The organism is Paenibacillus woosongensis (assembly GCF_009725165.1).
In the GTDB taxonomy this organism is placed as follows: domain Bacteria; phylum Bacillota; class Bacilli; order Paenibacillales; family Paenibacillaceae; genus Fontibacillus; species Fontibacillus woosongensis.
In genome coordinates, this window is the sequence record NZ_WNZW01000001.1 from 971,230 (window position 1) to 984,367 (window position 13,138).

At 48.3% G+C, this 13,138-nt stretch carries 16 protein-coding genes; all 16 read right to left on the minus strand.

What is annotated here, in order from left to right; all coding sequences use genetic code 11:
* Nucleotides 1-2 precede the first annotated feature (2 nt).
* Nucleotides 3-281, minus strand: a complete 279-nt coding sequence (locus GNP95_RS04585; RefSeq protein WP_155609668.1) for a ketopantoate hydroxymethyltransferase — start codon at nt 279-281, stop codon at nt 3-5.
* Nucleotides 281-862, minus strand: a complete 582-nt coding sequence (locus tag GNP95_RS04590) for a putative phage tail protein (protein WP_330163262.1) — start codon at nt 860-862, stop codon at nt 281-283. Before GNP95_RS04590 ends, GNP95_RS04585 begins: the two co-directional genes overlap by 1 nt.
* Nucleotides 855-1,934, minus strand: a complete 1,080-nt coding sequence (locus tag GNP95_RS04595) for a baseplate J/gp47 family protein (RefSeq protein ID WP_155609669.1) — start codon at nt 1,932-1,934, stop codon at nt 855-857. Before GNP95_RS04595 ends, GNP95_RS04590 begins: the two co-directional genes overlap by 8 nt.
* Nucleotides 1,927-2,322: a DUF2634 domain-containing protein gene (locus GNP95_RS04600; RefSeq protein WP_155609670.1), complete on the minus strand. Its 396-nt coding sequence runs from the start codon at nt 2,320-2,322 to the stop codon at nt 1,927-1,929. The genes GNP95_RS04595 and GNP95_RS04600 overlap by 8 nt, the downstream gene beginning before the upstream one ends.
* A complete protein-coding gene (locus GNP95_RS04605) occupies nt 2,319-2,660 on the minus strand; it encodes a DUF2577 domain-containing protein (RefSeq protein ID WP_155609671.1) in 342 nt (113 codons plus the stop codon). Before GNP95_RS04605 ends, GNP95_RS04600 begins: the two co-directional genes overlap by 4 nt.
* Nucleotides 2,657-3,613 (minus strand): XkdQ/YqbQ family protein, encoded by a 957-nt coding sequence (locus GNP95_RS04610; protein ID WP_155609672.1) that lies wholly within the window; start codon nt 3,611-3,613, stop codon nt 2,657-2,659. Before GNP95_RS04610 ends, GNP95_RS04605 begins: the two co-directional genes overlap by 4 nt.
* Nucleotide 3,614: 1 nt before the next feature.
* Nucleotides 3,615-4,301 (minus strand): LysM peptidoglycan-binding domain-containing protein, encoded by a 687-nt coding sequence (locus tag GNP95_RS26540; RefSeq protein ID WP_330163263.1) that lies wholly within the window; start codon nt 4,299-4,301, stop codon nt 3,615-3,617.
* Between the two features lie 27 nt (nt 4,302-4,328).
* Nucleotides 4,329-6,278 (minus strand): tape measure protein, encoded by a 1,950-nt coding sequence (locus GNP95_RS04620; protein WP_196427060.1) that lies wholly within the window; start codon nt 6,276-6,278, stop codon nt 4,329-4,331.
* A 189-nt stretch (nt 6,279-6,467) separates the two neighbouring features.
* Nucleotides 6,468-6,875, minus strand: a complete 408-nt coding sequence (locus GNP95_RS04625) for a phage tail assembly chaperone (RefSeq protein WP_155609674.1) — start codon at nt 6,873-6,875, stop codon at nt 6,468-6,470.
* Nucleotides 6,876-6,895: 20 nt separating this feature from the next.
* Nucleotides 6,896-7,357, minus strand: a complete 462-nt coding sequence (locus GNP95_RS04630; RefSeq protein WP_155609675.1) for a phage tail tube protein — start codon at nt 7,355-7,357, stop codon at nt 6,896-6,898.
* Nucleotides 7,358-7,371: 14 nt separating this feature from the next.
* Complete coding sequence (locus GNP95_RS04635) at nt 7,372-8,697, minus strand: phage tail sheath family protein (protein WP_155609676.1); 1,326 nt, start codon at nt 8,695-8,697, stop codon at nt 7,372-7,374.
* Nucleotides 8,698-8,892 (minus strand): hypothetical protein, encoded by a 195-nt coding sequence (locus GNP95_RS04640; RefSeq protein ID WP_155609677.1) that lies wholly within the window; start codon nt 8,890-8,892, stop codon nt 8,698-8,700.
* Nucleotides 8,885-9,328 (minus strand): phage tail terminator family protein, encoded by a 444-nt coding sequence (locus GNP95_RS04645; RefSeq protein WP_155609678.1) that lies wholly within the window; start codon nt 9,326-9,328, stop codon nt 8,885-8,887. The genes GNP95_RS04640 and GNP95_RS04645 overlap by 8 nt, the downstream gene beginning before the upstream one ends.
* Nucleotides 9,297-9,449, minus strand: a complete 153-nt coding sequence (locus tag GNP95_RS25680; RefSeq protein WP_196427061.1) for a hypothetical protein — start codon at nt 9,447-9,449, stop codon at nt 9,297-9,299. Before GNP95_RS25680 ends, GNP95_RS04645 begins: the two co-directional genes overlap by 32 nt.
* 185 nt (nt 9,450-9,634) lie before the next feature.
* A complete protein-coding gene (locus GNP95_RS04650) occupies nt 9,635-10,999 on the minus strand; it encodes a glycoside hydrolase family 30 protein (RefSeq protein ID WP_155609679.1) in 1,365 nt (454 codons plus the stop codon).
* Nucleotides 11,000-11,070: 71 nt separating this feature from the next.
* Entirely contained in the window at nt 11,071-13,074 is a 2,004-nt protein-coding gene (locus tag GNP95_RS04655; RefSeq protein WP_155610033.1) for a beta-galactosidase, read from the minus strand.
* Between the last annotated feature and the right edge of the window lie 64 nt (nt 13,075-13,138).

Sequence of the window (13,138 nt, forward strand, 5' to 3'; positions counted from 1 at the left end):
TCTTATACCTCCTTAACTTGTACCGTATGCAGCAGAAGAGTATCTGTCGTGATCGGTACATAAACGTTATTGGTTGTTTTAATGTTGTTATTCGCATCCTTAAGCTCAATTTTCGTAACTAGCGACACATCGGTTGCCGGGACGATATACTGCATTCCCACGGTTGAACCGGTTACTTCCTTTACATTAAAGCTCGTAATCTCGACCGTATCATTCAACACGACCTTCGAAATATTCGCATCAACAAATCGAGCCACATCATTCAAAAAAGAGCTTACCATCACTTAATCACCACCTCCGGGCCGAAGTCGGCAAATGGTTTTCCTCCCAGCTTCCACTCGCCTAGTTTATAGTTCCAATCGATTTCCTTGCCAGTTATCCTCTCTTCCAAGCCGATGACATCTCCTAAACTGGTCTGCTGCTGGTAGATCATATTCGCTGGCTTTAACACTTTAACCGTATGTTCAACCTCTTTAAATACGGCTGCATCATCAAGATTGGTTGTGACGGTTAACATAAAGGCTTGTGGATCGACACTGACAATTGTTAGTCCGGCCCCCACCAAAAAATCGAGCTGACGCTGCAAATACCGGACTGTAAACGGCGGTTTCGTAGAATACCGATTGATCAGCCGCTTTCTTCTGAACTCTAGCGTTTCTGTGGCAGGGTCGGCCTGTATGCCTAGAATCTTTTCCCGTCGTTTAATCGCCTGCATCGAAGCACTAACTACGAACTGGTCATCCAGCAATTGGTTAATGGCCTTCTCGACACTGATCCATTCCTGCGACTCCGTCTCTGTCAATTCCACAAAATCCACGACATCATGGTATAAGACCGGGAGGTACTGCATGATCCTATTCACTCAACGTCACCGTCCCCATGATTGGGATCTGTTCATCGGTCAGTACGACATTCGCTGCCGCTCCATTCAGCATCGTATGGGTGACATCAACCACACCCTGCACAGTCAAAATGCGAGATTCGATGTGCGCGACGCGAACGATCAGGGATGGGTCATTGGTCCACGATTGCCGAAGGAATAACAGATAAGCACTTATCGCATCTTCAACATCACTTTGTACTTGTCCCAAAACTGCTTCAGGAGCTAGTGTCAATGACACTGCGACATCCATTACGCACGCCTCGGCCCCCGTGATTGTTACCTCGTGACCTATCGGCGCCAGTCCCAGGCCCTGGCCTTGATTTTGTTCTGGATCAATCCTCGTTTGAACCTCGTCGATCAGTGTTTGAGACGGCTGGCTGAAATCGGCTGCGAGAATTGTTGCCTTCACCGTCCCCCCGCCATTCCATGCCGGAAATACTTTAACACCGCCTACACCGGAAATTTCGTTAATCTTTTTCTTGTAATCCGCGATGTTGCCGCCAAAAGGCTGCTCGTTAATCGCATTCATGTACCGCTTCCGCAAGGCTTCATCACTTTCTGCATCCTCTCCCGGAATGAGTACATCCGTCAGTTCAGCACGAACCAGGCCTGTAACATAATTAATGGGAAGCATTCCCCCATATTCCTGATTGCCGACCACCCCTGGCGTCTCACATTCTACAACCCACTCGCCTGTGGCGATCCTGCTGACTGCAACATAATCAAGATCGTTGATCGAGAACCTGGAACCTGCAGGCACATCGATAGGAACGTTATTGGAGCCATAGAACAAAGCTTTCCGCCTTGCTTTCGTTGCTGGTTCACGGTGAATCCCGAACTCGGCTGTACGCCGTTCCAAATATTCTGCTGTGGCCGTATCGGCGTATGCAAGGTTGTTGTTTATGTCCAGCTCCATATACATCTGGGCCAGCTCCGCTGCAGCAGGAGCCAGAGCGTCGTAAATGATGGATCCCTGGCGTTTATCGACATTATGGGATACCTTATCTAGCATTCTTTGCAAAATATGTTCATAGGTTTGTTGTTCATACATTCATTGTCACCTCGCTCTTAAAATCCCCGAAGATAGAAACTACCGTAAACGTGGCTACCGCTTCATTTCCGGTGATTGTGATTTGCATGTTTTCCACCCCAGATATACGGTTGTCCGCTAATAATGCTTCCTTTATAAGACGATTTATTTCCGATCGCACATACCCCTGACTTTGCCCCTGCAATCCTGATAACTCGCTGCCGAAATTCGCATCATAGATAAGGTGTGTGAACCGGTCGGTTTGGAGTATTTTATACACGGCTTGCCTGACCGCATCCAAACCGTCAATCATGCCCGTGCACCGGCCTTTATGAAAATCTATGCCATATGTCCGGCTCGTTTCCAGGGCCACCTCAGCCGTCATTAAATTGCCGCCCAACGGTATCATGATCCCACCACCTTATCCAACACCACATATTGTTGTCCCCCCTGCATTCTTAACAGTAAAACACCGTCACCCGCCTTCAGGCCCTCACGAATAACAATCTTTTCTGTTAACGCATCCTGGGTTGGACTACCGTTGATATGATGGCTGTGTTTCAGATCCACTTCATACCTAGTCAATTGTTCGGTCAGAACAAAAAAATCCTCATCCAGCAATAAACGCTGATCGACGAGGATTTCTAGGGGTTGTTCTTTGGTCACTGTGCCAAACATGACCGCTACAGGATGCTCTGCTTCGTTCAGATTCATGGTGATTTGCTTTATCGCATTGGCCAGACTCATTCGATCACCTTCAATTCAATTTGCAATGTGTATTCTTCGCCGCTGAAACGGTGAGAACACTCCTCAACCAAGTAAAGCTGGTTGATCGCCAATTCCCCGATCTCTATATGGATATAACAGCCAGCACGAACGGACGGATTCCCAAGGGCATCCACCTTTAAGCTTTTGGTTTCGCGGTTTTTAAGTTTGACCAGCTGGTCGAGAAGCTGACGAATTTGAGCATCATTCATGTTCTCGTCTACTTTTTCGTAATACTGTAGTCTCCCCCATTTGGCCATATTGGCGCTATCCTGGGCGATATGCACATCCCGCTTCTTGGTGTCCTTGTTGTCACGCACCAATTTGAACTGGTTATACGTTTCGCTGTCAATGCTCTTTTCAAAGCTGAACCCGGTCATCAAACTCTCGTCCCCGATCGCTATATCCAGCTTCATATCCTTTACATTTTGCAACGCCAGATTACCGTAGTCGTCGTAAAACACGTATATGCTTCCCGTGTTGACCGTTGTGAGTGCCAAAGCTTTGTCGATGATATCAATCAGCTTCTGACCATCCTCGATCAAATTGGGAATTGCATATTTAGTATCTGTGATATGGCCCCACTTCAACTCAAAGTCATTGGCAATTTGCTTGATAATCGCTGCTGCCGTCTTGTTTTTAAATACGTAGGTATCTGTAGCGGTTAAGTATCGAATCTGATCATACGCCTTGATCTTGAGCGTTTCTTCTTGGCTTCGTCCGACCCCAAATACATAGCCATAAAAAAGGGGCTTATCCTCATACTTCACAGCGACGATATCCCCGTTTTGAATCATATAGTTACGATCTTGCATCATCGTAAAATCTAGGCTTCCCGGCTTGCCGATCCTGGATGTTTTCCAGGTTGCATCCGTGACAAGCTCCGATATATCATATACACCGCCTTGTTTATCGTCGGTTATTACTTCCAGCATGTTACCCCTCCTTTGGCAGCTTAATGACTTTACCAATGGGCAGCCGTTTTAATTCACTGTCTTTGATCCCATTCAGCGTTTGTATTTGCATATATTTACTGCCATCACCCAGAAATTGTTTAGCCACTTTCCAAAGGTTGTCCCCCGCGACAAGGGTATAAGTCTCAGGCTGTACCCGTGTATCTGCGCGCGACGCTGACTGGTTATCAGATATTGCCGTCTCTTTGCCTGTTGCATCCTGTACAAATTTGACCTTCTTTGCGGCGTAGAAACGATATTCTTTAAACGCGATTTGATAGTGTATGTCCCCAACAGTGCCGGCCTCTTCGCTCCAACTCAACTTGTCAATGCTTACAGCCATATTGATATTCAAATTCGAACCGGTGAGCACCAATCGAACCGGGCGTTTTTTACTTCGCCAATCTTCAATTTTATCAATGTAATAAGCCGGCTTGAACATCGCTCTGCGTTCTACATTGACCCCGGGGAACCAACTTGCCGGGAAGAAGCTTTCAAATGCTATTTCCTTCAGCTTCATATTCTTGATGATGTTAATTTCGCCTAACTGGGATATTTCGTATGTCTTACTATCCCCGCTGGATTGTACTTCAATTTTACCGGGAAGAACCGGGAATTCAATCGCCTCTGCTCGATTGTTGAATGATAGGGTGAGAGTGTATTTATCCACAGATATCCCCCCTTTCTCCACTGTAATTTAGGCGTATATTCTTGACGCACTCGATGCTATTTCTTCCTCCAATGTAACTGCAATTTGCGATATGATCGTATCCAAATCTGTACCGTTATGAATATCGCCGGTGCTGACGGATACCGTTGGTGTTAGCGTTACAAAGTTTTGGATGGACTTCATTTCTGCCAGCTCACGCATCGTTTTGAGGTCCTCACTACTGATGTCCACAGTGTCTTCAACCCTTCCAACACTGCCCACCTGATCTACCTTGTCAATACTGTCAATGGTTGATGCAGGCACACCAGTTTGACCGAATAAGGAACCGTCCGATCCACCGGGTCCCCCCTTCGCTTCTACATCAGTTTGTTGTTTTGCTCTATTCGCAGCCCTGTCCGCCAGCATATCCAACACCTTTTGTTCTCGTTCCTGTGCCTTTTTCGCAGCTCTCGCATAGGCTTCGTCTTTTTCAGTGCCAGCGAAATCAGCAATCTTTCCAGCTATATCCTCCATGCTAAATTTCCCTTGCAACGCAAACGTTGACCCAGTAACCCTGTCTATCAGGCTTAATACGACATTTATACCATTGATGATGTTATTGATTACATGGTCAAACAATTTCCCGAGCGTTTGCGACCAAACCTTAAAGGGTACCATCATCCATTCAACCAACTGCCAGAAATACGCTGGAAACTGATCAAAGAAACTAAGAATAGAGTTCCACACTCGCATAACACCAGCTACAAAATCGTCGTTGGTTGTCCACAGTTTATAAAGCGCCAAAATTAAGGATGCAATCAAAGTTATGATTAAAACGATGGGATTAGCGTTCATGATCGCATTCCATAGCGCCTGGGCTATGGCTGCAATCCTTGTAGCTATCGCTGCTGCATATGTAGCTATCGTGCTCCAGTTTAGCGCTAAGGTTAACCCCCCGATCGCTGCCGCCAATCCCCATACAATTGGGCCGAGAATGGACCAATTTTCAGAGAAGAAGCTATATACTTGCGCTGCATACTCGACTAGCTCAATCATCCACGATACCACCGTAGATATGCCCATGGCTAATCCGTCCAGAAAATTTGTCACGGCATCGGCCTGCAGGTAAGTGGTTAACAGAACTACCAGTTCGGTAATTCTGCTTAAAGGGCCCCCTGCTTCCCCTAAGCTCCCGACCCAGCCCTTAATGATATTGTCGAGCACGGTCATCGCACCACCAAAAGTCACCGGCATGTCCTCAAACATCTTGTCAATCTGTCCTGATTGATTCTGGAACGCCATAACGAATTGATCGGCTGTAAGTCCATCGTTAGCTGCTATTTGCATCAATTGTCCGCCGGAAACTCCCAACCCAGCTGATAGTATCTGCATCATGCCCGGAGCGGTATCTAAAAGTTGGCGGAGTTCATCGCCTTGCACAACCCCATCTCCCAACGCTTGGGACATACGTTGCATCGCACTTTCAGCATCTGCTGCTGAAACTCCGCTAATCACCAGGGATTTGTTAAATTTATCCGTGAAATCAAGCAAATCATCGTTGTTCTTGAATAAACCTTGCGTGCCTACTCCAAGTTGGGTGACTAACCCGGCAGTTGCGCTATAACTCATCCTTGTTCTATTAGCTATATCTAAAACCTGTTGTTGTAACCCAGCCTGGGTGCGCAAACCATCATTAACAAAAGCTAAACGGGCGTTGGTAGCAGCCATGTCATCGGACACCGCCATGGCCTCACCTATCACACCCCCTAGTTGTTGGGCAAGTTTAACCCCCTTGGATATAACACCAATGAGCTTTTTAGCTGAGGACTCGGTTTGCTTTACGCCCTTGTCGGCTTTTTCAATATTTATATTTACCTGATTTAATGTGTTATTTATTTGAATATAATTGTTGTTGATTACCTGTGTCATTTGAATCATCTTCTGATGATTGGTAATCAAATTCAGAGCCGCTTGCACTGTTGCCACTTTGTACTTCACCTTCTTTCGAAGCAAATAACTATCTCTTCATCTTTTTCGCCGCTTTATCTTCCGCTGCCACCCTTTCGTCAATGCAAGCCATAACAAAAGCCCTCTCTTCTCTAGAAAGGGCTAAAAACTCACTGGGCCATTTATGAAATTTGTGGAGGGCATAGTAAGCATAATTTGCCTCACTGTCGCCCTCCCGGATTAGTTTTTTGCCTCTTCCACCAGATCCTCCATCCCAACATCAAAACCGCTCAGGCGTTGGATGTGTTCGGCAAGCGTGGCAATCTCACCGGGCAACAGCACTTTATTTACGTATTGCTCAGGAGTGGTGCAACCAAGTTTGCTGATGGACTCCGCATCTTTAAAGTCAGGTACTAGCGTATTATTGATGACAGATGTAGTGTTAAACTCCTGCGCATTAAACTCTACCTTCCCCTTTTTAAGGATGGTGGTTGAACGTTTGCGAAGCTCCTCAAAATCAGGACCGGTCATGGCCTTGATCTTGAACTTTAACAGGTTTCCCTCTGCATCCTTAAACCGCTTGGACACGATCACTTCTTCCGTCAAACCATCAATGGGGTTAGCGTTCAAAAAATCTTGCAAACTCATATCTATTCCCTCTTTCTCTTTTATTGAATAGTATTAAACATATCCGGCATATCCACATCCTCAAATGTGAACGGAATTTCCTCCTCCAGCATATCGTCGCTGGTGGCATCAAATTTGGAGAGGATCAGACTATCGACATTGCAGTTTTTGAGAATGATGGTTTGTTTACCCGCAGCGCTCCCCGGCTGCTCGTTGACCATCATCAGATCAAACCAAAAATCCTCACCTGTTTTAATATAGTTGATCATCAGTTCTCTAAACATGGACGTTACATAATAGACCGTCAGCGTGCCGGTGCCTTTCCATCCAGCAGCACGCTGTGGCGTATTCGTTTTACCGAGCACAGGCACATCCACTTTGTTTTTCTCGGCGGTGGCCTCCCCAGTCTTGCCGTAGAGTAATTCCTCCACTCTTCCGTTGATGGTTACAAAAGCTCTTGCAGTCTTGCCGCTAATGGCATCTTTAACATTAAAAACTCCCATTGTTGAACTCCTCCTTAACGTACAGTTACACTAATATAAATTTTTTCGACGCTATCCACGGCTTGAATCCAAAGATTGATTCCAATGGAATCTGAATCCTTGCCCGGCAGCACTTCAATATCTTTTTGAGAATCAAAGTTTTGGATCGCACCCATATCCTGCAGGCTCTCGAGATAAGAGACCGCTTCAGCTTTAAACAGATTTCGCCCGTCTGCATCATTGGATACTTTGCCAAGGAAATGCTGTTTGAACACCCTGGATATATCATTAGCGATGGCGTCCAAGGTGCGAATAATCCGATTTTTGCTAAATGGCTTACCCCGGTCCATCGTAAATGTCTTGAGTGTATTGATATCCTGCACAATTCTTACCTGTCCGTTATCGGCAGTAAGTACTATTTCACCGTTACTAATCGCCTGAACAAGCTCTGTCTTCGTATATTTCGGTGATACATCGACAGCATTAGGAATAACCCCATAAGTCAACGATTGGTTTACGTTTGCCCCTGCTTCCATAGCTGCAATCTCCCATACCAGATAGGTCGGTTCTACCGTTAAGCCGTCAGCGGTCACGACACCGTTTTTCAGGCTGATTACACCTTCATGATCCGCTTCAGGATAGTTGCACAGTACAGTCTGAATCTTCTTCCCCTCGTTCTCCCGGAGACGCTTGGTATAAGCCGTTGCTAGGGATTTAATGACACTATCTTCTGTAGGCACGGCCAATACGTCAAATTCCTCCGCCTCAAAGGCTGCAAGGGCTGCGGTATATTCTCCAGCTCCGCCAGAACCATCCGCCCCGCCCTCCAAGGAGGTCACAGCAGCGTCTGTCAACTCGCCTGTACCGCTAAAGTCCACAAAGTCATTGGATACCAGTTCCTCTGCTTTTTCAACAGTCTGAATATCCACTTCCTCCTGATCAAAATAGGTAATGACATTAAAAAAGCCCAGCATATCTATGTTGGACTGGATCGAGATTTTCAGATCATTTCCTCGCGAGCCGCCGTATTTAGCCGTCGCGGTCAAGCTGCCTGACACAACGCTTGCCTTCACTGCCCCGTTAGCTCCTAAGCGATAAATCAATACTTTATTAACATGGGAAAGTGCCGCGGCAATATGCCTGATCCGTGGGTCGACTGCATGAAAACCGATAGCAGCTAACGAATTCTGTATAAATGTGCTTGCTTCAAGTGTGGTGACTCCTTCTTTACCCCAAGGCAGATGAGCGGGAACCGCCAATATACCTCGTTCTCCTAATTTACCAAGTGCCTGCGCTTCAGTTTTGAAATTAATGTAAACATCAGGCAATACTTTGTTTTGTGTAGTCCATGTGCCGCCCATTTATTTCACTCCTCTGGTCATAAATTGTTCTACTAACTGTGTCGCTTGTGCAATGGTATAAGTCTTGTTATCCTCCAGCACGATGCTAAGGATATCTCGATCAACACCTTGCCACTGCTCAGATTGCACAAATTGTTCCTTCGTAAAGCGAGCTGCGTTCGTCTTTTGCTTTGTATCTTCTTCTTTTTTAGCCATGATTTAAGAATCCCTCCTGCTCGAGTGTTTGCATTTTCGGTGTTTCCGGCTTCGGCTTCCACACCCAGAAGTTATAATCCACAAAGAAATGCAATGTCTGATCATTAACTTCATGCTTCATATTCAGTCCCCGGTATAATTCGCCATCGATCTCTACTGTCGCTAGCGCATCATAGAGTATTTCTGCGGTTGCATGAGCCTCTTCGTTGTATTGCGGGCCTTCCGGGAAAAAGCCAATGTCGAAGGTATGAGTGCGGTGATAGCGCCGGTCCAGTTCTTGTACTTGGGATGTTGTTAGCAATTGAACCATGAAATATGGTGTTTCCAGGCCCTGCTGATTCTCAATCTCTTCGTCGTAAATAGTTGTGCCAGGAAATGCTTTCGCCAGAGCGCCTGCGATTCCCTTACGAAAGCGATTTGAACTTACTGTGTTCATAGCCCCCTCCTTTCTTATCATCGATCTTGAGCGGGAATGGATCTGGGATTTGCACCACAACAAAAAAAGCCGGCGAATCGCCAGCCATGACATAAGTTGTCTGCCCATTTGTGGTGTCCATGAATCTCATTCCCACACTATCATAATAGCCCGGTTATCTTGGCAAAGTGGGACAGACTCCGGTCAAGGAGCGGACAGGTTGCGGCCTTTGATTTGTATAATCATGAAATTTCAAATCCGCATGCCCTTCAATAATCATCAAGCAAAAAAGAGAGCTGTTGTTCACAACTCTCTTTGCAAACACGATTAAATTTTGAACGTATGGAACGATAATGCCGGCAGCTCGCAGGAGATGGATTCGCTCCCGACCTGCAGCGACAGCGTTCTTGGCTCTTTGAACGGGTTCGCTACGATCACGATCCGGCCTCCGTCCGGGTTCTGGAAAGCAAGCGCGTTCCCGGCCGACGTTCCTCGGATACCAAGGCGTACGGCTCCAGGCTGGATAAAGTGCGAGTAATGGCGCATCACGTAATATTCCGGATTGAAAACGACCCGCTCCGTATCAGGATCGGCCGTGATCATCGCGTTTTGCGCCCAGCCCCAAGTGCTGCGGCCGCCCGGCTCCAGCACCATATTCCAATAGATGTAACTGTTCACGCCATTGGTGAAATAATGCTTGTACAGGTTGAACACGTAATGAGCATATTCCCAGCTGTTTGTACCATCGCCGCATTCATTCTCCGTCTGCATGTAGCGGAGCTCGGGGTAGCTCTCTACCGTGCGCTGCAGGGCATATTTACCAGCCCACTGATAGCCGACACCGCTGATGTACTGCCTGGCCTCCGGATCGCTCAGCACCACATTGGCATAGACATCATAATCGGTATTCTCCTGACGGTACGGATCAGGGCCGTTAATCGTTCCCAGCCAAATTTCCGTGGTCAATCCGTGCTCCCGGAAGGCCGGGCCGAGATAATCGCGAATGAAGTCGCGCAGCTGCTCGCCGGTCCACACGCAGGAAGGGAACTTCTGATCGGCGACAGGCTCGTTCTGTACATACACTTGATGAATCGTGATGCCTTCCTCGGCATAAGCTTGAACGAATTTGACGAAGTACAAGGCGTAGGCTTGCAGAACGTCCGGCTCCCACCGCAGCGTTCCGTAGTTGTACGCTTTCGGATGCTTCATCCAGGTCGGCGGGCTCCAAGGCGAAGCGAATAACGTCAGATTGGGGTTCCAGCGCAGTGCTTCTTTAATATAAGGAATGAGAACCTGCTTGTCCCGCTCGATCGAGAAATGCTCCATTGCGTAATCGCCGTCCGTCTCGTTCAGGCTGTACCACTCGGCGGCATAGTCGCTCGCTCCCATCGGCAGCCGGCAAATGCTGAACCGGCATTCTCCGTCAGGATCGAACAGTTTCTTCATCACCTCCTTTCGCTCCTCATCGGAGATTTGCTGGAGCGCAAAATAACCGAGCTCATTGAAGCATCCGCCAAAGCCATCTACGGTCTGGTACTGCTCCTCCGTTACCTGCAGGCTTGCCGGCAGGTGAGTTGAACCCGCTTCGTTCCCGGCATTTGGCGAAATGTTGCGCGCACTAGCTCCCGCAAGGGGGAGCGCCTGCTCCTGCCAATATTCCTCCTGCGTCGTAGAAATCCATGTCTTATTCATAAGGACTGAACCTCCTGATTATAATGATGTCCATTGAAGAGCTGCTAAACTGCTGAGCTGCTGAGCTGCCGTCACTTCTCTTCTATAATCAGAACGCCCCAGCGCTCCAGGGTCAGCTGCTGCCCGCTTGCCACGCTTCGTCCCGCCAGCAATTCCTCGCCGTTCGGATGCGGGTACGTCATAACCTGCTCTTCATCGGAATAGTTCATATAGTAATGGACGAGCTTGCCCGCTTCGTTCCAGCCGGACTTCGTAATCAGCGGGAAGGCGATCTCCTGATCCTTGCCCCACAGCCCCGCCTCCTTCACCGCTTGCTCCAGCACCTGGCGCATAATCGCCGAACTCGGCAGACAGCCGATATAAGTCGCAACCCCGTCGCCGTACGTATTGCGGGTAATCGCCGCATAGACTCCCCAATGCGGGTGGTCATAATAGGCAAGCACCTCCGCCGTCGTCGGCGTAATCAGCTCCATCCACGTCTCCACAGCATTATGCTCCTCGCCGACGCCGAAGGGATCGCCTTTCAGCGACACATTGTTCGGCTCGACAAACATGCTGTAATAAATGCCGCAGGCTTCGTTGATGATGCCTGGCTGATGCGTCGTTCTTACCTTTATGTGTTCGTTCGTAAATCCGCTCTTGAAGGAATAGACGATATGTCCGCCTTGGCGTACGAAATCATTCAGCCTTTCGAGCAGTTCATCAGATGCTGCATACAATGCCGGTACGATCAGCAGCTTATAGTCATTCAGATTGGCGCTGGATGGATGCACCATATCGCAGCCGATGTTCATCTTGTACAACTGGTCGTACATGAGGCGAACCACATCGTTGTAATTCTTCTCCTGGCCCGGCAGCTTGAACCACTCCAGCGCAGTCAGCGCTTCGTTGCTGACGAGCATGGCGGCCTGATTTTTCTTCTGCAAATTCACGAGCTTCGGGGATAGTCTGGCAAAATCGCGCCCGATCGTCTTCGCCTCGTTATAGACCGGGTTCGGCTCAAAATCGTGACTGAGCAGTCCTTTCCAATACGTCTCGAATGAATTATGGATCGAATGCCAATGCCAGTACGCCACCATATTCGCCCCGGAGGCCAGATGGCTGAACGCCTGCAGCCGCAGCTGACCCGGGTACGGAACCCAATGGGCAAACGCCTGCGCTTCTGTCTCCAATACGAGATAGCTGGAATGTTTCGTAGAACGGGCCACATCGCCGCCGAACGAAATTTCAATACCTGTCAGATCATCCTGCGACGGATGGTAAATATCGACTCCCGTAATGTCAAAGGCTTTGGAAGCTTCGAAATGGTCAACGTCCGGCTGAACGCCGTAAGAATAACCCCGCCATTCGAAATCGAAGTTTTGGGTCACAAATTGATCCGGACGTTTATACTCGTTTACAATCGCCACCTGCCAGGCCAGAAAGTCGGTCACCAGCTTCCGCTGGAAGCGGGCAAACTCGGCGCCCAGGCTGCCGTTGATCGTCGCGACGACCGAAGGGAAGTCCTCCCAGCTGTTGATCCGGTTGCTCCAATAGGCGAGACCGAACTCCTCGTTCACCTTCTCCACGGTTTTGAATTTCTCTCTCATATATTTCACGAACTGCACCTGTACGTTGGGTCCTGCCGTATGATAATGCTTCGTCTCATTGTCGGTCTGGTACCCGATGACGGCCGGATGATCCTTCACGCGTTCCATCATTTTGCGGATGATTCTCTCAGCGTAGAACAGGTATTTCGGATTCGTTATATCCATGATTTGCCTTGCTCCATAGCGCCCTTCTCCTTGCGGCGTCACCGCCAGCACGTCCGGGTGCTCCTTCACCATCCAGGTAGGAACCGCATAGGTCGGGGTTCCGACGATGACCTGAATGCCCGCTGCATGCATCGCCTCCAGGACGCGATCCAGCGAGGTAAAATCAAACACACCGCTCTGCGGCTCATGCGTGCTCCAGGTCGATTCCCCGATGCGCACCACATTAATGCCAGCGTCCTTCATCATTTGGATATCCCGATCCAACCGGTCATAAGGCATATACTCATCGTAATAAGCGACTCCATAATAAAGCTTTTGCATTTTTTGCACAGTCGTCTCTCCTCTCTTGATGAAGCATTCTTCTCACGCGCCTCTTAACGTGGCT